At 70.9% G+C, this 22,596-nt stretch carries 19 protein-coding genes; 11 read left to right on the top strand and 8 right to left on the bottom strand.

The window, feature by feature from the left end:
- The first annotated feature begins 178 nt into the window (after positions 1-178).
- Entirely contained in the window at positions 179-1,852 is a 1,674-nt protein-coding gene (locus tag VZQ01_RS32400; RefSeq protein WP_426745574.1) for an ATP-binding protein, read from the top strand.
- Positions 1,853-2,110: 258 nt separating this feature from the next.
- Here VZQ01_RS32400 and VZQ01_RS32395 read toward each other — a convergent pair whose 3' ends face one another.
- Both VZQ01_RS32395 and hpf read right to left on the bottom strand, forming a co-directional pair.
- The gene (locus VZQ01_RS32395) at positions 2,111-4,189 is read right to left on the bottom strand and encodes an MXAN_5187 family protein (protein WP_426745573.1); all 2,079 of its coding nucleotides are present in this window, start codon (positions 4,187-4,189) and stop codon (positions 2,111-2,113) included.
- A gap of 145 nt (positions 4,190-4,334) precedes the next feature.
- A complete protein-coding gene (gene hpf, locus VZQ01_RS32390) occupies positions 4,335-4,694 on the bottom strand; it encodes a ribosome hibernation-promoting factor, HPF/YfiA family (protein ID WP_223745463.1) in 360 nt (119 codons plus the stop codon).
- A gap of 165 nt (positions 4,695-4,859) precedes the next feature.
- Between hpf and VZQ01_RS32385 the strand changes: the two genes are divergently transcribed.
- Both VZQ01_RS32385 and VZQ01_RS32380 read left to right on the top strand, forming a co-directional pair.
- Positions 4,860-5,246: a response regulator gene (locus VZQ01_RS32385; protein WP_223781997.1), complete on the top strand. Its 387-nt coding sequence runs from the start codon at positions 4,860-4,862 to the stop codon at positions 5,244-5,246.
- 84 nt (positions 5,247-5,330) lie between these two features.
- Positions 5,331-5,777: a putative signal transducing protein gene (locus VZQ01_RS32380; protein ID WP_223745461.1), complete on the top strand. Its 447-nt coding sequence runs from the start codon at positions 5,331-5,333 to the stop codon at positions 5,775-5,777.
- 8 nt (positions 5,778-5,785) lie between these two features.
- On the opposite strand, the gene VZQ01_RS32375 is transcribed toward VZQ01_RS32380, so the two are convergent.
- Positions 5,786-6,739 carry an N-acetylmuramoyl-L-alanine amidase-like domain-containing protein gene (locus tag VZQ01_RS32375; RefSeq protein WP_223781996.1) on the bottom strand — a complete coding sequence of 318 codons (954 nt, stop codon included), beginning with the start codon at positions 6,737-6,739 and terminating at the stop codon, positions 5,786-5,788.
- Entirely contained in the window at positions 6,736-7,752 is a 1,017-nt protein-coding gene (locus tag VZQ01_RS32370) for a HEAT repeat domain-containing protein (RefSeq protein ID WP_223745459.1), read from the bottom strand. Before VZQ01_RS32370 ends, VZQ01_RS32375 begins: the two co-directional genes overlap by 4 nt.
- Positions 7,753-7,878: 126 nt before the next feature.
- On the opposite strand from VZQ01_RS32370, the gene VZQ01_RS32365 reads away from it, so the two are divergent.
- Positions 7,879-8,196, top strand: a complete 318-nt coding sequence (locus VZQ01_RS32365; RefSeq protein ID WP_223745458.1) for a DUF4398 domain-containing protein — start codon at positions 7,879-7,881, stop codon at positions 8,194-8,196.
- Between the two features lie 17 nt (positions 8,197-8,213).
- Positions 8,214-9,629: an OmpA family protein gene (locus VZQ01_RS32360; protein ID WP_248546803.1), complete on the top strand. Its 1,416-nt coding sequence runs from the start codon at positions 8,214-8,216 to the stop codon at positions 9,627-9,629.
- A gap of 436 nt (positions 9,630-10,065) precedes the next feature.
- Here VZQ01_RS32360 and truD read toward each other — a convergent pair whose 3' ends face one another.
- Genes truD through VZQ01_RS32345 form a run of 3 tightly spaced genes read right to left on the bottom strand, consistent with a single transcriptional unit; the run spans position 10,066 to position 13,447 of the window.
- The gene (gene truD / locus VZQ01_RS32355) at positions 10,066-11,091 is read right to left on the bottom strand and encodes a tRNA pseudouridine(13) synthase TruD (RefSeq protein ID WP_141333014.1); all 1,026 of its coding nucleotides are present in this window, start codon (positions 11,089-11,091) and stop codon (positions 10,066-10,068) included.
- Entirely contained in the window at positions 11,088-12,431 is a 1,344-nt protein-coding gene (locus VZQ01_RS32350; RefSeq protein WP_223745456.1) for a DUF4388 domain-containing protein, read from the bottom strand. Before VZQ01_RS32350 ends, truD begins: the two co-directional genes overlap by 4 nt.
- Before the next feature lie 8 nt (positions 12,432-12,439).
- Positions 12,440-13,447, bottom strand: a complete 1,008-nt coding sequence (locus VZQ01_RS32345) for a DsbA family protein (RefSeq protein ID WP_267700105.1) — start codon at positions 13,445-13,447, stop codon at positions 12,440-12,442.
- Positions 13,448-13,500: 53 nt separating this feature from the next.
- Here VZQ01_RS32345 and VZQ01_RS32340 point away from each other — a divergent pair, with 53 nt between their 5' ends.
- Together VZQ01_RS32340 and VZQ01_RS32335 are read left to right on the top strand one after the other, a co-directional pair.
- Positions 13,501-14,562 (top strand): asparaginase, encoded by a 1,062-nt coding sequence (locus VZQ01_RS32340; RefSeq protein ID WP_223745455.1) that lies wholly within the window; start codon positions 13,501-13,503, stop codon positions 14,560-14,562.
- A gap of 72 nt (positions 14,563-14,634) precedes the next feature.
- Positions 14,635-15,546 (top strand): GGDEF domain-containing protein, encoded by a 912-nt coding sequence (locus VZQ01_RS32335; protein WP_046715247.1) that lies wholly within the window; start codon positions 14,635-14,637, stop codon positions 15,544-15,546.
- A gap of 134 nt (positions 15,547-15,680) precedes the next feature.
- Here the strand turns inward: VZQ01_RS32335 and VZQ01_RS32330 are convergent, their stop codons facing one another.
- On the bottom strand, positions 15,681-17,270 hold the full coding sequence (locus tag VZQ01_RS32330) for a HEAT repeat domain-containing protein (RefSeq protein ID WP_426745571.1): 1,590 nt from the start codon (positions 17,268-17,270) through the stop codon (positions 15,681-15,683).
- Between the two features lie 131 nt (positions 17,271-17,401).
- On the opposite strand from VZQ01_RS32330, the gene rpsU reads away from it, so the two are divergent.
- From rpsU to rpoD, 4 genes are all read left to right on the top strand, one after another.
- Complete coding sequence (gene rpsU / locus VZQ01_RS32325) at positions 17,402-17,596, top strand: 30S ribosomal protein S21 (RefSeq protein WP_002614080.1); 195 nt, start codon at positions 17,402-17,404, stop codon at positions 17,594-17,596.
- A gap of 97 nt (positions 17,597-17,693) precedes the next feature.
- A complete protein-coding gene (locus VZQ01_RS32320) occupies positions 17,694-18,152 on the top strand; it encodes a GatB/YqeY domain-containing protein (RefSeq protein WP_141332843.1) in 459 nt (152 codons plus the stop codon).
- Between the two features lie 333 nt (positions 18,153-18,485).
- Entirely contained in the window at positions 18,486-20,297 is a 1,812-nt protein-coding gene (dnaG, locus tag VZQ01_RS32315; protein WP_426745570.1) for a DNA primase, read from the top strand.
- 92 nt (positions 20,298-20,389) lie between these two features.
- Entirely contained in the window at positions 20,390-22,516 is a 2,127-nt protein-coding gene (gene rpoD / locus VZQ01_RS32310) for an RNA polymerase sigma factor RpoD (RefSeq protein WP_141325686.1), read from the top strand.
- Positions 22,517-22,596: the final 80 nt, after the last annotated feature.

Here is a 22,596-nt window from a genome sequence, read left to right as displayed (position 1 = left end):
GGCCATCGGTGCGCTCGGCACGACCTCCTCATTGCGAAGGTGCGCGGCAACCGAGCTCCGCGGACGTGCATGGGGGCGGTCCTGCTGCCCACGGAGGACTCCGCGATAGGACGGCATCCATGCACATGTCGCGATGCCCGAGTGGCGTGGATGAGCCACACGCTTGGAGGAGCCACTCTTGAGACTGAGGACCCGGCTGGCGCTCGCCTTCGCGCTGCTCGCGTTGGTTCCTCTCGCGGTGGTCGTCCTCCCCACGCTGTCGCGCCTGCGTGACACGCTCTCGCGCGAGCTGGATGCCCGCATGGAGGCGGCCACCCTCAGCGCGAAGGAGTCGCTGGAGCGCTCGGCCGCGACGGCCCGCCGCGCGGTGGAGGAGCTGGTCGACAGCCCCGCCATGGAGGACCTCGCCCGCGAGGCGCGCGAGCGCCCCACCCGCGCCATCCAGGCCGGCACGGCGGAAGCGCTGATGAAGACGCGCGGCCTGACGGTGCTCGCGCTCTTCGACCGAGGAGGCACGGTGCTCTCCTCGGGCCACCTGCCCGCGCGGCGCGGAGACCCGGACCCCGTCCTCTTCGCCGTCACCCGCGAGTCGTCCCCCAAGCCCGTCCCCGTCCGCGTGGAGGTGCGCACGTCGTCGGGGCTGCGGCAGATGCCCGCGCTCGTCACCGCGCGGCCCATCGACTACGGAGACCTGCGCCTGTGGGCCGTGGGCGGCGTGCTGCTCGATGACAGCCTGGCGCAGCACCTGGCGCGACTGACGCAGGCCCAGGTCACGCTGGTCTCGGGAGAGAACGAGCTGGCGCGCGCCGGCACCGCGCTGCCACCCACCGTGGCTCGGGAGCTGCCGTTGGGGGACACGGCCACGGTGCGGCTGGTCTTCAGTCGCGCCGCCGCGCGCGAGGCCGAGGAAGGCGTCATGCGCGCGTTCGTCCTGCTCGCGGGCCTGGGCGGTGCGTTCGCGGTGCTCCTGGGACTGCTGGTGTCCCGGTGGATGACGAGGCCCGTGGAGGCACTCACGGAGGGCGCCCGCCGCGTGGCCGAGGGTGCGCTGGACGTCCAGGTGACGGCGGATGCCACGGGCGAGGTGGGCGAGCTGGTCCGGACGTTCAACCACATGACGTCCGAGCTGAAGGCCACCACGGAGCGACTGGTGGCCAGCGAGCGCATCGCCGCGTGGCAGGAGGTGGCGCGGCGGCTCGCGCATGAAATCAAGAACCCGCTCACGCCCATCCGAATGTCGCTGGAGACGTTGCTCGCCGCGCAGGAGGCACGTCATCCGCGCTTCCCGGAGCTCTTCAAGGAGAGCGCGGGCGTGGTGCTGGAGGAGGTGGACCGGCTGCGTCGCATCGTCGACGAGTTCAGCCGGTTCGCGCGGATGCCCAAGCCGCAGCTCGCGCCGGTCGACCTGTCCGAGCTGGCGCAGAGCGTGCTCGCGCTCTACGCCACGCCGCCCGAGGGCATCCAGATTCTTCCCGCCCTGCAGACGGGCGTGGTGGCGCGGGCGGACCGGGACATGCTGACGCAGGTGCTGGTCAACCTCGTGAAGAACGCCGAGGAGGCCATGGCCGGCAAGGGCGGCAACCTGCGCGTGCGTGTGAAGGGCACGGACACCGACGCGCTCATCGAGGTCGAGGACAGCGGGCCGGGCATCCCCCTGGAGCACCGGGCGCGCATCTTCGAGCCGTACTTCACCACGAAGGACGGAGGCACCGGGCTCGGGCTCGCCATCGCGGCGCGCATCCTCCAGGAGCACGGCGGCAAGCTCGAGGTCGGCGGCGAGCCGGGCCAGGGCGCGCGCTTCAGCGTCGTGCTCCCCCGCACCGAGAGCATCGGGACCGTCAGCGCCCGGTAGGCCAGGCGCCTCGAACCGGCGTCCAGCGCGCGGGCCTGGGACACGAGGCCTCGCGCAGGCGTGGCCCTCGCGACGCACTGCATGTGTGGAACAAGGGGCGGCGAGCCTTCTGCCTCGAATCGATACGAAACGCGCGGACGTGCCTGGAGCCCAACGCACCGGACACGAGCCGCCGCGTGCCGCGGCCCCGGAAACGAACGAAGCCCGAGGCAACCTGCGCCTCGGGCTCCGACTGTCACCTCACGGTGAGCGCCGCGCTCAGTCCTTGACGGGCGTGGCCTTGAGGGCGGCCTTGCCCTCCTTCACGTAGACCTGGAAGCGCACCGTCTTGCACGCGTACTTCTGGACGAGCTGCTCCTTGTTCTTGCGCAGCTTCTGCACGAACTTGTCGTACGTCAGGCCGTCGGCCGGCTCGCCACAGCGCTCGCGCGTGGTGACGAACTCGCGGAAGACCTCCTGGAAGTGCTGCTCCTCGGAGAGCGCCACCGCGGAGTTGCCCGAGGGCCCCGCGCCCGGCAGCGGAATCGCCGCGGGAGCCGCCCCACCCCGCGCCGGCAACGGAATCGGAGCGTCGGGAGGACGCGCGCTCGCCTGGAGCAGCTCGCGAGGAATCGCCGCGACGCGCGTCGTCTCCGGGTTCTCCGGAGACTGCGCCGCCGCCAGCGCGAACGGGTTGGCCGCCTGCTGCAGCGAGTACGCCGCCGTGGGCTGGTCCTCGAAGGCGAACGCCCCCCGACGCGGCGACGCCGGCGACAGCGACTCCCCATTGGGCTCCGGCTCGAACGGCATGGACGACGCGGAGCCGAACGGCGTCGCGGGCGGCACCGCCGGAGGAGGCGGCGTCGAGGCAGGAGGCGCCGGGAACGGGAACGGCTCCGCCTGGGCGAACGGGTCCGCCCCACCGAACGGGCTGGACGGAGCCGCCGAGGGAGGCGGCAGCGCGAACGGGTCCGCCATCGGCGCGGGCGCCGCGGGAGGAGGCGGCAGCGCGAACGGATCCGCCCCGAACGGCTGAGCCGCCGCGGGCGCCGGCGCCGCATGGGCGAACGGATCCGCCCCGAACGGCTGGGCCGCGGGAGGAGGCGGCGCGGAGGCGAACGGGTCGGGCAGCGGCCCCGGCGTCGGCACGGGAGGCAGCGGCGAGGACGCGAACGGGTCCGGCAACGGTCCCGGCGTCGGAGCCGCGGCCACCGGCTGCGGCGGGGGCGGCGTGGAATGCGCGGCGGGCATGGCCGCCGGAGCGCTCGCCGCCATCGCGGCCGACAGGCTCAGCGTGTCGGAAGAGCCCTGGACCTCGTCACCCGAGGCCCGAGCGCCGCCCATCATCGCCGCCCACACCAGCGTCAGCACCAGCAGGCCCGCCAGGGCGAAGAGCGCGCTCTGCTGATAGTCCGCCAGCGCGCCCAGCACCGCCTGCGTCCCGGCCACGGAGAACACCTCCACCGAGGTCCCCTCCAGCGTGCGGCGAGAGGCCACCGCCAGCGGCGCCTGACCGCCCATGACGTCGCCGTCCGTGAGCATCGGCAGCGCGACGGGCCCCAGGCTCTTCACGGCCCCACGGCGCACCACCACGCCGTTCGTGTTCGCGGCCACCTGCGCGAGCGAGCCCTCCGCCAGGAGCTTGTCCGGCCCGAAAGCCGTCACCGAATCCCCCTTCACCAGACCGAGCGCCGTGACGCCCGAGGCCTGCACCGCGGCCTCCAGCGCGCCCTCGTCGAACAGCGGCGCGCCCACCACCAGCGTCACCGCCGGCTGCACGCCGAAGTCCCCGCCCCACAACACCGGCACCGCGGCGAACACGTGGGTCGTCCCCAGCGCGTCCACCACCGTGGTGCCCGCCTTCACCAGCGCCGCGACATCCAGCTTCGCGCTGTCGGAGGAGGGCTCCCCGCCGACAACGGCGTGGAACGCCGCGTCCGGAGCGGCCAGCGCCACCACCGCGCCCTTGAGCTCCTTGGGCAGCACGGCCTCGGCGGCGGTGCGAACGGCGGAGAAGCGCTCGGCGGTCAGCGGCTGCAAGCCGGCCTTGTCGTCCTCCTTGTCCTTGTCGCGAGAAGAGGCGCCGTACTGGGGACGCGCGGGCGTCGCGGGCTTGGGCGGCTGCAGCGCGTGCACCGCGCTCGCCACGTCCGGCGTGGCGGCCAGCTTCAGCGCCAGCGCCTGGACCTCCGCGCGACGCGCATCCACGCGGCGCGCCACCTCCGTCACGCCCGAGGCGGACTGAGCCGTGGCTCCTTCCACCGCGCGCGCGCGAAGCGGTCCCGACAACATCGGGAGATGAGCAAGCCCCAGTCCGATGACCAGGAACGCGAAGAGGAGGAACTTGAGGCGGACCATCGCCGTCCTTTAGCCCATGGGTGAAGGGTTCCGCTTATAGCGTTCACCATTCGGACCCAGCAAGATTCGGACAGCGGACAACTGGGGCCCGGCCGCCTGGCCCACAGCCAGGAAGACCGGGCCCTACACCCTGATACGTGTTGCGCTAATAGGTGGGCACGTTCGCCGCCACGTCGTCGGGCAGCCCGTCCGTGCGCACCTCGCGGCGCCGCTCCACGGCCTTGCGCACGCTGCGCTCCAGCCGGTCACGCGCCGCGTCGATGGCCTGGAACAGCGTCTCCGCCGTCTCCGTGACGTGGATGGCCGCGAAGTTCGGCATGCGCACCGTCGCCCGACACTCCTTGTCCACCCCGCCCTTCGGGCCGTTGATGTCCACCAGCGAGATGTCGATCTCCGCCGCCTCGTCGTCCGCGTACCGCTCGATGTGGCTCACCAGATGTTCCTGCAGATAGTCCCTCAGGGAATCCGTCAGGGTCAGATGCACGCCCCGCATCAACACCTTCATGGCATCACCTCCGGGGCCAAAGATGGACAGTCCCCGGCGGATGGACAGCCCATTGCCCCGCGGTGAGGGGCGCTCTTCCGGCCGCCTGCCCTCCGAGCGGAGCGGCGCGGGTGGCGCGGCCTTCGCGGCGGACGTTTCCGACAGGTGCCAGGGTTACCCAGACGCATGGGTGCCGAGCGAATCAAGGTCCTCCTCGTCGAGGACGACGCAGACAGCCGGGAGCTCCTCGCGGAGCTGCTCGAGTTCGACTTCGACGTCGTCACGGCGAGTGACGGCCTGTCGGGCTGGAGGGCCTTCGAGAGCACGCATCCGGACGTGGTGGTGACGGACGAGTCCCTGCCGGGACTGACGGGCACGGAGCTGGCCCGGCGGGTGAAGGCCCGCTCCGCGCGCACGCGCGTCATCCTGGTGTCGGGCTACACGCAGGTGGATGGCGCCGAGCACTGCGACTTGATGCTGCGCAAGCCCATCGACGTGGAGCGGCTGAGCAGCGCCGTGGGCAGGTTGGGGGCGGAGGCCCGCCACTGGTCGGGCGACGACGCCCGGCAGTGAACGGAAGGATGGGCCCCAGGTGCCGCGACGGGACAGCGGCCCTACCATGTCCCTCCAGGACATCCACGGGCAGGAGGGACGGACATGAGATACTGCACCAGCTGCGGCTCGGAGTACCGGGATGACATCGAGCAATGCTCGGACTGCCCGGGCAGCCCCCGGTTGGTCGAGGCCAGCGAGATGAGCCGGCGAGGCCTGCCGCTGCCCCACGAGCTGGACCAGCGCGTCTTCGCGCGCGCGGGCACGACGGACAACCCGCTCATGGTGGAGGTCTTCACCGGGATGCTCGAGGAGCGGGACATCCCGGTGCTCGTGCGCGCGGGACGCTCGGGCGTGGTGGACAAGCTGACCACCGGGAACCTGCTCCCCTGGTGGGAGATTCTCGTGCCCGAGGAGATGCGGGAGCGCGCGGCGCTGCTCATCGAGCGGGAGCGAGCCCAGGAGGCCGCCACCAATGACGAGGCCGCGCGGGCCGCCGAGGAGGAGGAGCGGGAGACCGAGCGCTCCTCGCCCCCGCCGCCCGCCTTCTGACGGCCCCGTCAGGGTGAGCGCACCACCGCGCTGGAAGGAGCGCTGTCCGGCCTCCGCGCCTCGAAGAGACTCACGCCGGTGACCTTCCACTTCGCGTAGCGCGAGTTGCGCGTGAGGAAGGTCTCCAGGTCCTCGTCCACCACGCGGTTGTAGCCGCCGCGCGAGGCGTGACGCAGGAAGGTGCGGTGCTTGCGCTGCACCACGAAGCCCAGGTGGGTGATGCGCGTGGCCTTGAGGGGCAGGTCCTCGCGCATCACCACGAGGATGGTGCCGGAGGGGATGTCGCGCGCGTGCGCCATCACCTTCTCCAGCGGAATCATGTCCAGCGCGAACGTGCCCGTCGGCTGACGCTCCCGGGGCAGCTGGAGCGACTGCGACGAGCGCGACTGCCAGGTGGTCTTCGTCAGCGTCTTCGTCACGCTGACGGTGTCCTCACCGCCGAGCGCGCGCGTCACGTCGCGCAGGAAGCCCTTGCGGATGTTGTTGGGCAGCCACTGCGCCTCCATCAGGTGGTTGCGGTCCTCGTACGAGGGCGTCCGGGCGTAGCGGATGTGCTCGAGCAGCGCGCCCACCTCCGGCTCGGAGCGCGCCAGCCCCAGCGCCATCGACTGCTCGACGAAGGTGAGGCAGTCCACCGCGTCCAGGCGGAAGGTCGGGTCGGGGTCCACGCCCGAGCCCTCGCCCAGCGGGGACAGCACGTAGGGCGTGTTGATGAAGCGCGCGCTCATCGACAGGAGCCGCTCGGAGAGGGGCGCCTCCGTCGCCTGGGCCACCAGGGCCGCGAAGCCGCTCGCGTCCAGGCCCGTCCAGCCGTTGGCGCGCGCGGGCGTGGCCGTGGCCGCCTGGGCCGCGGCCGAACCGGATTCCACCAGCCGCGCGGCTCCGGGCGCGACGTCCTGCTTCGAGGAGGCCCCCGGCGCCTGGGTGAACAGCGCCGAGGCCAGCACCACCGCCCACGTCATGGCGCCACGCCCGCCCTTCGCAGGATCACCTTGCGGCGATCATCCGGGAGCTGGAGCGTCTCCAGCTCCTTCTCGTACGCCAGCTTCTCGTCGTTCTTGGCGTTCCACGACGCCAGCACCAGCCAGTCCAGCATGGACGGGTCGCCGCCCTGGTAGAGGATGCGCGCGGCGCCCGCGGCCAGCGTGCGGTCCTTGTCCTCCAGGAGCGGCTTGAGCGCGGGGCTCGCCTTCTTCGCCACCACGCCCTCGAACAGCTCCAGCCCCTGGCGCCGCTTGAAGCGGTCCGAGTCGCCGAGCAGCTTGTTGGCGAAGGCGAAGCCCTCCGGGGCGCCCAGCCGGCACAGGCCGCGCGCCGCCGCGAAGCGGGTGCTCTCCGAGTCGTTCTCCAGGAACTCCTTGAGGGACTTTGCCTGCTTGGCGTCCCCGGCCTCGCCGGCGGCGGCCAGCATCGCGGCGCGCACCTCCAGCTCCTGCTCCTCCTTGGCGGCCGCCATCAGCGCCTTGCCCACCTTGGGGTTGCGCGAGGCGCCCAGCGCGCGGGCCGCGTCCCGGCGCACGCCGCTGCTCTTGTCGTTCAGCAGGGGCAGCAGCACCTGCACGTTGCGGCTCTTGAGGCGGGCCAGGCCCTGCGCGGCGTACATGCGCACCGTGCTGTCCCCGTCGCCGGCGAGCTTCACCAGCGCGGGCTCCGCCGAGCGCGTGTCCAGCCCCGCGAGCACCGCGACGAGGTTGCGGCGGACCCGCTCGTCCAGGGCGCGGCGCAGGGCCTCGGTGATGAGGTCCGCGGCGAAGGGCTCCTCGCGCAGGTAGCGCAGGCGGGAGACGGCGGCGGGCACGGCGCCGCCCTGCAGGACGGTCTGGACCACCTTCTCCGTCTCGGCCTGGCGCTCGGCGCGCTTCGCGGCGGATGCCTGGGCGGACAGGGCCAGGGGGGACACGAGCAGCGTCAAGAGCAGCAGGAGGCGGGCGGGGAGGACGGGCGGGCGCACGGGAGGGGGACGATGGCAAGCCATGCGCCGGCCGTCAAAGTCCCTGGCGCCGGGCCGCCCCCCCACCAACAGGGTCTGCCCGATTCTTGACCCCCCAAGAGGCGATTGATACGACCGATGCCTCTGTCCCTCCTCTAGAGGCGCCACGCTATGAAGAAGCTGACGGTGCTGGTGTCGGTGGCCGGGGCGCTCGCCGCATGCGGCCCCGTGAAGTCCACCGCGAACATCCTCGACGCCGAAGTCCAGATTCAGGCCGCGCGCACGGCCGGAGCCGACAAGCTGGCTCCGTACGAGTGGACCGCCGCGAACCTGTACCTCGACAAGGCGCGTGAGGAGGTTGGCTACTCCGACTACCAAGCCGGCGTGGACTTCGCGGTGAAGGCGTCGCGCTTCGCCAACGAGGCGCGCGAGAAGGCCATGTCCGTGTCGGGCAGCAGCGACACCGGCGAGAGGACCCCGAACCCGTGACGCTCCGAGTGCTCCCGATGACGCGTCCCTGTCTTGTAGCGCTCCTGTCCCTCCTGCTCGCCAGCTGCGTGAGCGGCAGCAAGATTCGCGCGGACACCCAGGTGCTCGCCGCGGACGTCGAGCGCGCCCGCCGCAGCGGCGCCTTGCGCTGCGCGCCGGTGGAGCTGGCCACCGCGGAGGCCCACCTCGACTTCGCCAAGGGCGAGTTGAGCCAGGGCAACAGCGGCCGTGCCGCCTCGCACGTGCGGCTGGCCGACACGGCGGTGGACCGGGCGCTGGAGCTGTCGAAGAGCTGCGGCCCCCGGCAGGTGCTGGTGCGCGAGCGCCCCGAGGCCCCGCAGGCGACGACGCCGACGACGCCCGAGCCCCAGAAGCCGCCCCAGGTCGTGGTCCGCATCGAGGAGACGGACAGCGACGGCGACGGCGTGCTGGACAAGGACGACCCCTGCCCCGACCAGGCCGAGGACAAGGACGGCTTCCAGGACGAGGACGGCTGCCCGGACCCGGACAACGACAACGACGGCGTGCTCGACGCCAACGACAAGTGCCCGCTGGAGCCCGGCGTGCTGGAGAACCAGGGCTGCCCCGCGCTCGCGCCGACGGACCGCGACGGCGACGGCATCAACGACAACCTGGACAAGTGCCCGGACCAGCCCGAGGACAAGGACGGCTTCCAGGACGAGGACGGCTGCCCCGACCTGGACAACGACAATGACGGGGTCGTGGACACGCAGGACAAGTGCCCCAACGAGTTCGGCCCCATCCAGAACCTGGGCTGCCCGGACCGGGACAACGACGGCGTCAACGACGGCCAGGACAAGTGCCCGGACGAGCCCGAGGACAAGGACGGCTTCCAGGACGAGGACGGCTGCCCCGACCTGGACAACGACGCCGACGGTCTGGCGGACGCCCAGGACAAGTGCCCCAACGAGGCGGGCCCGCCGGAGAACTCGGGCTGCCCGGACAAGGACACGGACAACGACGGCGTGGTGGACCGCCTGGATGCGTGCGTGGACGAGCCCGGCACCAAGGAGCAGCGCGGCTGCCCGAAGCAGTACAAGAACGTGGTCATCAAGAAGGACCGCATCGAGATCAAGAAGCAGATCCTCTTCTCCTCAGGCTCCGCGAGGATCCTCGGCAACAAGCAGAACAACGGCATCCTCGACGACGTGGCGCAGGCGCTGCGTGACGCTCCGTGGATCGCCAAGGTCCGCATCGAGGGCCACACCGACTCGCTGGGCAAGGACGAGGCGAACCTGAAGCTGTCCCAGAAGCGCGCCGACGCGGTGATGGCGCAGCTGTTGCGGCGCAACATCGACCCGGGTCGGATGGAGGCGGTGGGCTTCGGTGAGACGCGGCCCATCGGCCCGAACACCACCAAGGCGGGCCGCGCGCAGAACCGCCGCACGGAGTTCAACATCATCACGCAGTAGCCTTCCGCTCCACGCGGAAGCAGGCACAGCGCCTCCCGGGCTTCGTCCCGCGGAGGCGCTTGGCTTTCAGGGGTGCGTCACCGCGCGGGACGGACCGCCCCTCGCGAGGACAAAGGCGCCTGCCGCCGCGCCTGCGTCCAGGGGCCCGTCACCGCGCGGGGCGGGCATCCCTGGTGATGACGCGGGGCCTTCCAGGCGCGGCGACCACGGCAGGGCCCGCGCCGTCATCCCGGGCGAGCGGCTGGCTGGAGCGCCCGAGCATGAGAAGGGCCTCAAACCCGACATCGGGGCCGTCATCGGATGAGCGCGGTGGCCGCGGGGCGGGCCCCCTGTCCACAGGGCCCGATGGCCCGGGAATCAAGCCTGGTGCAAGCCAGCTCTCGCGCCGGCGGCAATATCGGAACAGGGCGGACAGCGCCGCCTCGACGCCTCCAGTTCAGTCGTCCTTGAGCAGCTCGTGGAGGACCTCGGTGGCGTACGCGCCCCGGGGCAGCTCGAAGGTGAGCCACAGGTCTTCACCTTCGGGCGTCAGCTCGGGCGAGCCCAGGCGGACGCGGTACGGCCTGCGCCCGCCCTCCGTCTCGCCGCCGCCGCGCTTGAAGTCGTCCAGCGTGACGCCCTCGCCCGCGAGCAGCCTCGCCTCCACCTCCGCCACCTCGCCCGCGGAGGCCGTCATCTTCGGGCCGAACAGCGGCCCCGCCGGGCTCACCTCGAACGCGGCGACGCGAGGCCCGTCCACCTCCGGCGCCTCACACACGAAGAGGCCACCGGTCTCCTCCTTGCGCAGCACGTCTCCCAGCAGGGCCGTGGACAAGGTGCCCGCGCGCACGCGGTCCGCGAGCGCCCGGTTGAAGATGCGCGACTGGAAGGCGGAGAGGTACAGCTTGCGCTGGAAGCGCTCCGGCCGCTTCGGCAGGCGCTGCCCCAGCACCAGCAGGCGCCCCAGGTCCGCGTTGTCACCCGCGCGGCCGAAGCGCTGCTCGCCGAAGTAGTTGGGCACGCCGCCCGCGGACAGCCGCGTGAAGGACTCCCGCGCCGCGCCCACGTCGCGCACGCCGCGCAGGCGCAGGCGGAAGCGGTTGCCCTTCAGGTGCCCGGTCCGCAGCTTGTTGCCGTGCCGGCGCGACCACAGCACCTGCACGCCCTCCAGCGCGAAGTCGCCCAGCTTGGGCTCCGCGCGCGCGGGCACCGAGATGAGCTGCCGCGTGACGGCCTGCCGGTCCTTCATGCCCGCGACGCCCACGTCGTCCTCGGACACGCCCAGCACCTGGGACAGCGCGCGCACCACCTCGCGCGTGTCCCGGCCCCGCTTCTCCAGCCACAGGTAGAGGTGCTCGCCCTCGCCCGACGGCTGATAGGCGGGGAGCTCCTCGACCTCGAAGTCCTCGGGGACCAGCTTGAAACCACCACCACAGCCGGGGACATCCGCCGTCAACCGCGGCCAATCCGAATCCGTCGTCACGAGCCCTCGAGCGTCGCCAGCAGCTTCTTCACACGACGGGCGAGGTCCTCGTCCGCGCGCGACTCCAACAGCTCACCGGCCTGGAACAACAAGAAGAACATCACGTCGCTGAGCGCCTGCTTGAAGGAGGCCAGCGGCTCGGAGCCCAGCTGCGCGTGGTGCCGCTCGAAGGACTCCATCAGCTTCGCCTCGGCCAGGCTGCCGTCCGCCTGGAAGGACAGCCCCTCCAACACCGGCGAGGACGACAGCGCCTGCCCGGACAGCGCGGCGTTGGCGGCGGCGATGAACTCGCGGTCCATTCCCTGCTTGGCCACCTCGTCGCGAATCTCCCGGAAGATGAAGTTGAACACGCGCGCCGCCGGACGCGGGTCCACCGCGGGCGCAGCGCTCGCCGCGGGCTTGCCCTGCGCGGTGCCACCCTGCCCCACCGACTGCCCCGGCGTCGGAGCGCTCCCCGTCGCGACGGCCACGGGCACCAGCAGCGGCTTGTCCGTCACCGACGCGAAGCCGCCCTCGAGCAGGCGGAAGACGACCTTGGTGATGTCGAACTCCGACAGCCGCGCCGCGTGCCCCAGCTCCAGGATGGTGCGGCGCCCGTCGACCAGCCCCAGCACCCGGTCCTCGTCCTCCTCCAGCTTGCCGTCGGAGCCGCGCTTCTTGGCCACGTACAGCCGGCCGTGGGGGATGCGCTTCCGGAAGTGCGCCATCTCGTCGATCTTCCGGATGCTGTCCATCAGCAGGCTCTGGGTGGAGAGCTGGATGGAGTGATTGGCCTTCTCGTCCACCGGCTGGTCGATGAGGAAGAAGCTCCCCTCCCGGCACAGCACGATGGCGTGGAAGATCTCACTGACCTGGTGCGTGACGCACTTGAAGAGGTCATGCGCCTGCAACAGCCCCTTCTCCACCAGCGCGCGGCCCACCTTGGACGGAGGCTGGCCCTTCAGCGCGGCCTCCACCTGGGGACGCTCCACGTAGCCCAGGCGCACCAGCACCTCGCCCAGCCGGTCCGCCGGGTCATCCGAGGACGCGCCCCGCACCTCGCCGTCGCGGAACGTCACCGAGCGCTCGCCGCCGGGCGAGTGCACCCGGATGATGCCGCTCCAGCGCGACTGGCTGAGGAAGGCCATCAGGTCCGACAGCGGGAAGCCGCCCGCGTCGCCGGAGAGCACCACCCGGGGCGCGGGGATGCTGCCGCCCTCGCTGGGCCCCCGGGAGAAGATGAGCAGGTCCGGCGCCGTGGGCATCAGCGCGTACGTCCCCGAGCGCCCCGCCAACGGAGAGGGGCTCTGGCGATCCTCGGGGACGAGCTGCCCCGCGTCGATGCGGAACCGTTGCGTCATCTGCCGCGTCAGTCAGCCGCCCAGGCGTTCTTGTTCGTCACCCACTCCAGCTCATCCTCCATGCTGTGGGTGAGCAGCTCCTCCTGGATGAAGCTCAGGTCCAGCGCCCGGCCGTTGAAGTACACCGTCGGCGTGCCCGACAGCCCGGCCGCGCGGCCCTGGTTGCGGAAGCCCTCCAGCTCCTGCTTGTACGAGTCCGACTTGAGCACCGCCGCCAGCCGGTCCTCCTCCAGCCCCAGCTTCTTCGCCAGCGCCACCAGGGCCTCCGGCTTGAGGTTGTCCTGGTTCTCGAAGAGCGCGTCGTGCATCTGCCAGAACTTGCCCTGGTCGCGCGCCCACAGCGCCGCCTGGGCCGCCGGCACGGCGTTGACGTGGTTGGACAGCGGGAAGGGCAGGTAGCAGAAGCGCACCTGGGAGGCGTTCTTCTTCGCGAAGGCCTCCAGCACCGGCCGCGCCTTGGCGCAGTACGGGCACTCGAAGTCGGAGAACTCCACCACCGTCACCGGAGCGGACGCGGAGCCCATGCACATGCGCTCGTCCACCTTGAACTTCGCGCGCTGCTCGCGGAAGGCGCCGTAGTACTGGGACAGCTGGACGATGACCTCCGTGGCCGGGCTGCCCTCGGACACCATGCGCGCGGCCACCCGCGCCATGCGCTTGGCGTGGCGGCAGCCGGTGTGCGACTTCAGGCAGGCCCCCAGCGTGTGGGGGCAGCCGCAGTAGCAGAACTCATCGCTGAGGACCGTGGCCAGCTCCCGCTTGGAGGCCGCCGACAGCGAGGAGAAGTCCATGCCGGGGATGCCCAAGAGCGCCTGGGAGGGGTCCGCCGGCGGGGCCGCGGGCTCCGGGGGAGGCGCGGGCGGTTTGGCCTGGGCCGCCGGAGCGGCGGGCGCCTGGGTGGAGGCGGGCGCGGAGCCCTCCGGGTTCTTGCAACCCGAGCCGGTCAGCGCCACGGCGACCAGCAGGGGAACGACAGGCTTCCAGCAGGAGAGGAGCACGCGGCGGGTCTTAGCCACGCGCGAGGGGCTTGTAAAGCAACGCAAGCCTTGCCAAGGAGGGCCCCTTGCCCATGCCCAGAGTCCTGCTGCTGCACACCGGAGGCACGTTGGGGATGGCCGGAGGTCGGCCCTCCGCCCTGCGCCCCGCCGCCTTCTTCAAGACGCTCAAGGCCCGCGTCCCGGAGCTGTTCCAGCTCGCCGACATCGAGCTGCAGCTCTTCAGCAACCTGGACAGCTCCGAGATGCAGCCCGAGCTGTGGCAACGCATGGCCACCCACCTGCACCACCAGCTCCAGGACTTCGACGGGGCGGTGGTGACCCATGGCACGGACACGCTGGCCTACACCGCCAGCGCGCTGTCCTTCATGCTGCGAAATCCCCCCTGCCCCATCGTGCTGACGGGCTCGCAGCGGCCGCTGGGCGAGGTGCGCTCGGATGCGCGGCTCAACCTCATCGACGCGGTGCTCTCCGCGGTGAAGGGGCCGCGCGAGGTCACCATCTGCTTCGACTCGCACCTGTACCGGGGCAACCGCACGCGCAAGGTGAAGGTGTCCGAGTACGACGCCTTCGAGAGCCCCAACTGCCCGGTGCTGGGGACGCTGGGCGTGGACGCGACCTTCGAGCCGGGGCTGCGCGCCCGGGGCCCCTTCAAGCTCTACGAGAAGCTGGACCCGCGCGTCTTCATGCTCAAGGTCTATCCCGGGCTGGACCCGGCCCTGCCCCTGCAGCTGTTGCCGCACGTCCGGGGGCTGGTGCTGGAGGCGTACGGGGCGGGCAACTTCCCCATCGCGCCCGAGCTCGGACGCTCGCTCATGCCGCTGTTCGTCCAGGCGAAGGAGCGCGGCGTGCCGGTGGTGGTGGTGAGCCAGGCCCACCGCAACGGCGTGGACCTGAGCCTGTACGAGTCCGGGGCGGCGTCCCTGGCGCAGGGGGCCATCGGTGGCGCGGACATGACCCCCTCCGCGGCGCTGGTGAAGCTGATGCAGGCGCTCGCCTACCACCCCCGCTCCCCGGAGGCGCTGGCGCGGTTCATCCAGACGCCGGTGGCGGGGGAGCTGAGCGTCGGACGGAGGACAGTCGAGCCGGAGGTGCCCAGCCGGCCCCGGACGACGCGGCGGATCCACGCGGGATGAGCGATTGGGCCGCGTGGAAGCCGGCAGCATGCTTGCCGCCATGAAAAAACGGCCCATAAGATGGGTGTTGCGATGTCCGAGGAGAAAACTTCCGTCCATTCCATTTCGGACCTGCTGGGCAACGCCCAGCGGCAGAGCGCTTATTTGATTGTCATCAGCGCCAAGTCCGCGGCGGGCATCGGCCGGATGTTCAAGCTGGACCGCTCCGAGGTGGTGCTGGGGCGCAGCTCAGAGGCGCAGTTCCAAGTGGAGGACGACGGCATCTCCCGCAAGCACGCCAAGGTGGTGGCGCTCGGCGACGGGCGCTTCCAGCTGATGGACCTGGCGAGCACCAACGGCACCTACCTCAACGGCCTGAAGGTCAACGCCGCCCCGCTGTACGACGGCGACAAGATCCAGATCGGCTCCAACACCGTCCTCAAGTTCTCCATCCAGGACGAGCTGGAGGAGCAGTACCAGCGCAGCATCTACGAGTCCGCCACCCGCGACGGCCTCACCCGCGTCTACAACAAGAAGTACTTCCTGGAGACGGTGCGCAAGGAGTTCAGCTACTGCCTGCGCCACCGGGTGCCGCTGTCGCTGGTGCTCTTCGACGTGGACCACTTCAAGAAGATCAACGATGCGTACGGCCACCCGGCCGGGGACTACGTCCTGACGCGCATCGCCCAGCGGGTGACCGACACGGTGCGCACCGAGGATCTGCTCGCGCGCTACGGCGGCGAGGAGTTCGCGCTGATGCTGCGCGAGTCCGCCGAGGACCAGGCCCTGGCGTGCGCCGAGCGCTGCCGCCACGCGGTGGACAAGGCCGACTTCGTCTTTGGCGGCACGCCCATCAAGGTGACCATCAGCCTGGGCGTGGCGACGCTCCTGGACTCGGACTTCTCCCAGCCCGAGGACCTCATCGCCGCCGCGGACAAGTACCTCTACCGCGCCAAGCGCGCGGGCCGGAACCGCGCCGACGCCAAGGCCATCAGCGGCCCGTGAGTCGTCACCGTCGGGCGCGGGGACGCCCCCTCGCGCCCGGGCACCGCTGACGTCGGTGCCCGAAGCCTGGCTTGCCATCGCCATCAGGCGCGGGGTTCCCGCTCTCGCCCGGACGTCTGGCCGCTCTTCTGACGTCAGTTCCCGAAGCCCAGCTTGCGCAGGCCCGCGCGGGACACGTGCTTGACGTGGGTGTCCGCGTCGCGCGCCGCCGCGTCGGAGAGCGCCGCCGCGGCATGGGGCCCGCCCAGCCTCCCCAGCGCGAGCGCCGCCGCCACGCGCACATCCGACACCGGGTCCTCGCGCAGGCACGTGGCCAGCACCTTCACATGGGCCGCGCGGCCGATGGCCTCCAGCGCCCGGGCCGCCGCGGCGCGCACCACCGGGTGCTCCGAGCCGAGCAGCTCCGCGGCCATGTCCCCCCGCGTCGACTGGCGCTGCCCCGCCACCACGTCCAGCGCGGCGGCGACCACCTCCGGCGAGCCGTCATCCAGCGCGCGCTCGGTGGCGTCCATCACCTCGGGCTTGCGCACCGACAGCGCGCCGAGCACCCGCACCGCGCCCGCCCGCACCACCGGCTGCGAGTCCTTCAGGAAAGGCGTCAGCGCGTCCAGCCGCAGGCTCTCACCCTCGCGGCAGTCGGAGAGCGACGTCAGCGCCTGGCCCCTGAGCGGCGCGGGCATGCGCGAGTCCCGGGCAGCCTCCAGGAAGAAGCTCCCACAGCCCTTCTCCCGCTCCATGGCCTCCAGCCACGGCCGGGCCACCTCCAGGTCCTTGCCCTCGAGCCGGCGCTCGGCGGCCACGCGCAAGGACGTGCCCTCCGACTGGGCCATCCGCCGCGCCGCCGAACCCCGCACCTTGCGGTCCACGTCCGTGAGCGCGCGCTCCAGCTCCTTGCGCGCCAGCGGCCCATAGACGCCCAGGGCCAGCACCGCCGCGTCCCGCCGCTGGGGCTCGGGCGCCGTGAGCTCCGGCTGGAGCGACTCCAGTTCGCGCGAGTACACGGCGAACAGCCGGTTCACCAGCACCTCGTCCGCGGGCCGCGCCTCCTCCAGGAGCAGCCGCCCCACCGAGGAGTCCAGGCGCAGCGCCACCGCCTTGAGCGCCGAGGCGCCAATCCCATCCGTCTCCTCGGGCCGCGACGCCGTCGCGTCGAGCAGCACCCGGGCGGGCCTCCGCCCCAGGAAGGCCCCCAGGTGGGCGAGCGCGGTGCCCCGCTCGCGAGGGTCCTCCGAGTACAGCTCCACCTCCAGCGCCTGCCGGATGGCCTCCCGCCGCGCCCACACCCGCGCCGCCGCCTCCGGCCCCCGGGCCCCCGCGTCCCGCAGGAAGGTGGCCGTGGACTGCCCCGCCTCCGCCGCCGCGCGCGCCGCGGTGAGGCAGGCCGCCAGGTCCGAGGACGCGGGAGCCCCCGCCACCCACTCGGCCAGCACGCGCTTCTCCGTCAGTTGCCGCGCCTTCGCGTCGGCGCGCACGGAGGCCCAGCGCACGCGCCAGTCGCCATCCTTGCGGGAGGAGGCCAGCGCCTCACGTGGGACGGGCCGGATGTTGCCCAAAGGCGCCACCCAGGAGTCCACCCGCCCGCCGGACAGGCACGAGCCGCACACCCGGGCACGCAGGGCGCGGTCCGCCACATGGCGCTGGCAGGAGTTCCAGCAGTCGGTCGTCCCGGTGCCACCACGCTGACCGGTCGCCAGCAGCACCATCAGGAGGAGGGCAGGGCTCACGCAGGCGACACTCTAGTCCAACCGCGCGCGGCTTTTCCCGCCAGCGTCCTTGCGTTTTACCGGCCACTGGGACATACCGCTCCCCCTTCGAAGTACGCACACATTGACGCATGGCGGAAGGAGGTGAACGCATGCCCGGTATCCGAGTGAAGGAGGGAGAGTCCATTGAGAGCGCCCTCAAGCGCTTCAAGAAGGCCACTGAAAAGGCCGGAATCCTTTCCGAGATCCGCAAGCGCGAGCACTACGAGAAGCCTTCCGTGAAGCGGAAGAAGAAGGCCCTCGCCGCCAAGAAGCGCGCGGTGAAGAAGGCCCGCAAGTCGTTCTAGTTGCGAGGCCGGCGTGTGAGCCGGGGCGCCCCCCAGTCAGGTGCCCTGGCTCCCGTCGTCTGAAATCCCCCGAATCCCAGCCAGCGGAGTTGCGAATATGGCCACCCTCAAGGAGCGGATCGACGCGGACCTCAAGGACGCGATGCGGTCCAAGAACGAGCTGCGCACCACCGTCATTCGGGCGATCAAGAGCGCCGTGAAGTACAAGGAAGTGGAGCCCGGTGCCTCCGCCCTCGACGACGCGGGCGTGATGAGCGTCATCACAGGCCTCATCAAGAAGGGCCGCGACTCCGCGGACCAGTTCAAGGCCGCGGGCCGGCCGGAGCTGGCGGAGAAGGAGGAGGCCGAGATCGCCGTCCTCCAGAGCTACCTGCCCCAGCAGCTCACCCCCGACGAGCTGGTCGCCGCCGTCCAGGCCGCCATCGCCGAGGTGGGCGCCAAGAGCGCCAAGGACATGGGCGCGGTGATGAAGAACCTCTCCCCCAAGCTCCAGGGCAAGGCCGAGGGTCGCGCCATCTCCGAGGCCGTCAAGGCGGAGCTCGCGAAGCTCGCCTGAAGTCCCCTGTCCCACCCCTCTGGAGGCCACCCGGCGCAGGCGGTGACCCCCTGGGGTGGAAGGCCCGGGGTGAGCGGAAACTTGCTCCCCCGGCCCCCCGTCATTAAGTGCCTGGGCCAGCCCATGGCGTACCGCCCCTGTCCAGGGGAGGTACCCAGCGGGCCGTAGGAGCCCCAACGTGTCCCCACACCCTCACGACGCCTCGCGCCTCCGGTCCTCCGCCCTCGTGGGCGGGGAGAGCCACCGGGTTGGCGGCCGGACGGGCGACGTCAGGCCCGGCTGGCAGGATGCCGGCGGTGCGCCCGCCCTGACGCGGGCCCAGGGGTGGGCGACATGATCCCGGAGCACAAGATCCAGGAAATCCTCGAGCGGGTGGACCTGGTGGGCCTCATCTCCCGGCACGTGGAGCTGAAGAAGGCGGGCCGGGAGTGGAAGGGGCGCTGTCCCTTCCACCAGGAGAAGACGCCTTCGTTCTACGTGGTGCCGGAGAAGCGCTTCTATTTCTGCCATGGCTGCCGGGCCAGCGGCGACGCGGTCTCCTTCGTCCAGCGCTACCTGGGCAAGACGTTCCTGGACGCCGTGCGGGACCTGGCGCGCGAGCTGGGCATCGACCTGGAGGCGCAGCAGGACCCCGGGATGCGGGAGCGGCAGCAGATCAAGGAGGCCACGGACCTGGCCGCCGAGCACTTCCGCTCGCTGTTGTGGCACCAGGAGGAAGGCCGCTCCGCGCGGGCCTACATCGCCAGCCGCGGGGTGTCGGATGAAACCGCGCAGGCCTTCGGGCTGGGCTGGGCGCCCCACGCGTGGAGCCTGCTCGCGGAGCGCTGCCAGAAGTCGGGCATGCTGGAGTGGGCCATGAAGGCCGGGCTCGTGCTCAAGCGCAACACGGGGGATGGCTGCTTCGACTTCTTCCGCAGCCGGCTGATGGTGCCCATCCGCGCGCCGGAGGGCAGGCCCATCGCCTTCGGTGGCCGGCTGGTGGGCGCCGACGAGGGCCCCAAGTACCTCAACTCGCGCGAGTCGCGGCTCTACAACAAGAGCGAGACGCTGTTCGGCATGGACCTGGCGCGCGACGAGCTGCGCAAGCGCAAGGCCGCCATCCTCGTCGAGGGCTACTTCGACTGCATCGGCCTGCACCAGGTGGGGGTGCGCCACGCCGTGGCGCTGTGCTCCACCAACCTCACCGCCGGCCACATGCAGCTGCTCAAGCGGGCCGAGGCGCGGGAGCTGGTGCTGCTGCTCGACGGAGACTCCGCGGGGCTCGCGGCCGTGGAGCGGCTCGCGGGCCCCCTGCTCGCCGCGGGAGCGACCGCTCGTGTGGCGCTGCTTCCGCAAGGGGATGATCCAGACACCTTCGCGCGTCGTGTGGGGCAGGACGGTGTGGAGTCGCTCATCGACGGGGCGCAATCCCTCACCACGTACCTGTTCGCCACCCTGCTCCCGCAGGGAAAGGCGGCGACGTTCGAGGAGAAGATGGCGGCTCTGGAGCGACTCAAGCCCGTGGCGGCGCAGGTGCCGGTGGGGCTGGTGCGCTCCTCGCTCTTCGCCGCCCTGGCCGAGCACTTCGGCTGGCGCGCCCCGGACGTGGAGGCCGCCCTGCGCAGCAAGGTCCCCACGCCCAAGCCCGCCTCCTCCCACCTGGGTGCCCAGGACGCCGCGCCTGCCCGCCCGCTCCCCGAGAAGCCGCCGCCGCCCATGGAGGCGCTCTACGTGGCGGCCGTGCTGAGGGAGCCCCGGCTGCTCGGCCGCGACCTCTTCCGCGTGTGTGACGAGCTGTCGCACACCGGCCTTCGAATGACGCTCATGCACGCCACCTCCGGGCGGGGCTCCAACGACGCCCTCTATGAGGCCTCCGAGGGCGTGAAGCGGGCCATCGAGACCTCCTGGCGCCAGCTCCCCTCGGAAGGACAGGAGCTGGAGCAGGCGTTCTCCACCATCTGCCAGGAGATCATGGTGCGGCGCATCAACGAGCGTCTTGCTTATATAACCCGTGCGACGGAGCAGACGCTGGGCGCGTTCGACCTCACGGAGGAGACGCGCCAGCTCCAGGCGGAGCGGGTGGAACTGCTGGCGCTCAAGAAGCGTGTCCTGGAGGAGCTCAAGCCGGCCTCCGCGGGAACAAAGGCGCCCATGCAACCGGTTTGAGTTCGCGTTTGTAAGAAACCCTGACTTTGCGGTAGATCGGCCGGCTCGCCCCAGGCCTCAAGCCCCTGAATTTCTTAAGGAGAAGTACCCGAATGCCGACGCAGAAGCCCTCGAAGGCGTCCGTGAAGCCCACCAAGAAGAAGGTGGATCCGGTGATCCGCAAGAAGAAGGCTCCGGACAGTCCCGCGGCGAAGGGCGCTGGGGTGAAGGCGGGCGAGGAGGAGAAGGAAGTCCTCGAGGCGAAGGAGGCCCCCGCCGAGGCCGTCGTCGAGAAGAAGAAGAAGAAGGGCGTCGCCGCCGTCTCGGAGGACGTGGACCCCGAGGAGGCCGCCGAGGAGGCCGCCGCCGCCGTCGAGGTGGACCCGGACGCCGTCGAGGACGACGTCGAGGAGGACCCCGTCGCCGAGCGCAAGGAGGTCAAGGACCTGCTCGCCCAGGGCCGCGAGAAGGGCTTCCTCACCTACGACGAGGTGAATGACGCGCTGCCCGCCGACATCGTGTCGTCCGATCAGATCGACGACGTGATGAGCATGTTCGGCGACAACGACATCGAGATCGTCGACGCGCAGAAGGCCGCGCAGAACAACGAGATCAAGCCCACCGTCACCGTCGAGGAGGAGAAGGAAGACGTCGACGAGGACGAGAAGGACGAGGACGACGAGCCGGGCGGCAAGTCGAACGACCCGGTGCGCCTGTACCTGCGCAAGATGGGCAGCGTCAGCCTGCTCACGCGCGAGGGCGAGGTGGAGATCGCCAAGCGCATCGAGGAGGGCGAGAAGGAGGTCCTGCGCGCCCTGCTCGCCTGCAAGGTCGCCGTCGAGGAGATCCTCGACATCGGCAACAAGCTGAAGACGGCCAAGCTGCGCGTGCGCGACGTCATCAAGGACGCTCCCGAGGAGGCCCAGTCCGAGGGTGCCGAGGAGGCTCCCGAGGAGGTCGGCGAGGGTGACGCCCCGGCGCAGCTGGCGCAGAGCGAGCTCAACAAGATCGAGCAGATCTGCAAGCAGATCGAGCGCTTCCGCAAGTTCGCCAAGGACTGCGACGTCCTCGAGGAGGAGCTCGCCTCGAAGAAGAAGCTGACCGAGGTGCGCAAGAAGGAGCTCAAGCAGGAGATGAAGGACCTCCGGACCAAGATGATGGAGGTCCTGGAGGAGATGCGGCTGAACAAGAAGCAGGTCGACCGCATCGTCCTGAATCTCAAGTCGCTCATCGAGCGCGTCGAGAAGGCCGAGGACGAGCTGCGCGACCTGGAGCGCCGCTACGGCATCTCCATGAAGGAGCTTCGCCCGCAGCTGAAGGAGTCGCGGGAGAACCCCAACATCGGCAAGAAGCTGCAGAAGCAGCTCAACCTCACGCCCGAGCAGCTCGAGGTGCTGGACCGCGACGTGCGCACCGCGGTGCGGAAGATCAAGAAGGTCGAGGAGGAGGCCAACCTCCCCGTGGATGCGCTGCGCCGCAACTACGACGCCATCCGCCTGGGCGAGAAGCGCGCCGAGCGCGCCAAGAGCGAGCTGGTGGAGGCCAACCTGCGCCTCGTCGTCTCCATCGCGAAGAAGTACACGAACCGCGGCCTGCAGTTCCTGGACCTCATCCAGGAGGGCAACATCGGCCTGATGAAGGCCGTGGACAAGTTCGAGTACAAGCGCGGCTACAAGTTCTCGACCTACGCCACCTGGTGGATTCGTCAGGCCATCACCCGCGCCATCGCGGACCAGGCCCGCACCATCCGCATCCCGGTGCACATGATCGAGACCATCAACAAGCTCATCCGCACCAGCCGCTACCTGGTGCAGGAGATTGGCCGCGAGCCGACGCCGGAGGAGATCGCGGAGAAGATGGAGCTGCCGCTCGACAAGGTCCGCAAGGTCCTCAAGATCGCCAAGGAGCCCATCTCCCTGGAGACGCCGATCGGCGAGGAGGAGGACAGCCACCTGGGCGACTTCATCGAGGACAAGAGCCTCGTGTCGCCCGCGGACGCGGTCATCAACATGAACCTGGCGGAGCAGACCCGCAAGGTGCTCGCCACGCTGACGCCGCGCGAGGAGAAGGTGCTGCGCATGCGCTTCGGCATCGGCGAGAAGAGCGACCACACGCTGGAAGAGGTCGGCCAGGACTTCGAGGTGACGCGCGAGCGCATCCGTCAGATTGAAGCCAAGGCGCTGCGCAAGCTGCGCCACCCGAGCCGCTCCAAGCGTCTGCGCTCCTTCGTGGAGAGCTGACGCGGACGACAGGCCCCAAGGCCTGAAGCAAGAAGGCCCCCGCTCCCATTCGTGGACCGGGGGCCTTCGTGTTTCTAGAG

This window comes from Myxococcus faecalis, from assembly GCF_050039385.1.
GTDB lineage: Bacteria > Myxococcota > Myxococcia > Myxococcales > Myxococcaceae > Myxococcus > Myxococcus fulvus.
This window is presented reverse-complemented; position numbering and strand designations above follow the sequence as displayed.

What these genes read in the sequence shown, in the direction of transcription:
- VZQ01_RS32365 (WP_223745458.1), top strand. Translation starts at nt 7,879, where the DNA reads ATGAAGAAGCTGACGGTGCTGGTGTCGGTGGCCGGGGCGCTCGCCGCA.
- rpsU (WP_002614080.1), top strand. Translation starts at nt 17,402, where the DNA reads ATGCCCGGTATCCGAGTGAAGGAGGGAGAGTCCATTGAGAGCGCCCTC.
- VZQ01_RS32360 (WP_248546803.1), top strand. Translation starts at nt 8,214, where the DNA reads ATGACGCGTCCCTGTCTTGTAGCGCTCCTGTCCCTCCTGCTCGCCAGC.
- VZQ01_RS32335 (WP_046715247.1), top strand. Translation starts at nt 14,635, where the DNA reads ATGTCCGAGGAGAAAACTTCCGTCCATTCCATTTCGGACCTGCTGGGC.
- VZQ01_RS32395 (WP_426745573.1), bottom strand. Translation starts at nt 4,189, where the DNA reads ATGGTCCGCCTCAAGTTCCTCCTCTTCGCGTTCCTGGTCATCGGACTG.
- VZQ01_RS32340 (WP_223745455.1), top strand. Translation starts at nt 13,501, where the DNA reads ATGCCCAGAGTCCTGCTGCTGCACACCGGAGGCACGTTGGGGATGGCC.
- VZQ01_RS32320 (WP_141332843.1), top strand. Translation starts at nt 17,694, where the DNA reads ATGGCCACCCTCAAGGAGCGGATCGACGCGGACCTCAAGGACGCGATG.
- VZQ01_RS32370 (WP_223745459.1), bottom strand. Translation starts at nt 7,752, where the DNA reads ATGGCTTGCCATCGTCCCCCTCCCGTGCGCCCGCCCGTCCTCCCCGCC.
- VZQ01_RS32375 (WP_223781996.1), bottom strand. Translation starts at nt 6,739, where the DNA reads ATGACGTGGGCGGTGGTGCTGGCCTCGGCGCTGTTCACCCAGGCGCCG.
- rpoD (WP_141325686.1), top strand. Translation starts at nt 20,390, where the DNA reads ATGCCGACGCAGAAGCCCTCGAAGGCGTCCGTGAAGCCCACCAAGAAG.
- hpf (WP_223745463.1), bottom strand. Translation starts at nt 4,694, where the DNA reads ATGAAGGTGTTGATGCGGGGCGTGCATCTGACCCTGACGGATTCCCTG.
- dnaG (WP_426745570.1), top strand. Translation starts at nt 18,486, where the DNA reads ATGATCCCGGAGCACAAGATCCAGGAAATCCTCGAGCGGGTGGACCTG.
- VZQ01_RS32380 (WP_223745461.1), top strand. Translation starts at nt 5,331, where the DNA reads ATGAGATACTGCACCAGCTGCGGCTCGGAGTACCGGGATGACATCGAG.
- VZQ01_RS32350 (WP_223745456.1), bottom strand. Translation starts at nt 12,431, where the DNA reads ATGACGCAACGGTTCCGCATCGACGCGGGGCAGCTCGTCCCCGAGGAT.
- VZQ01_RS32385 (WP_223781997.1), top strand. Translation starts at nt 4,860, where the DNA reads ATGGGTGCCGAGCGAATCAAGGTCCTCCTCGTCGAGGACGACGCAGAC.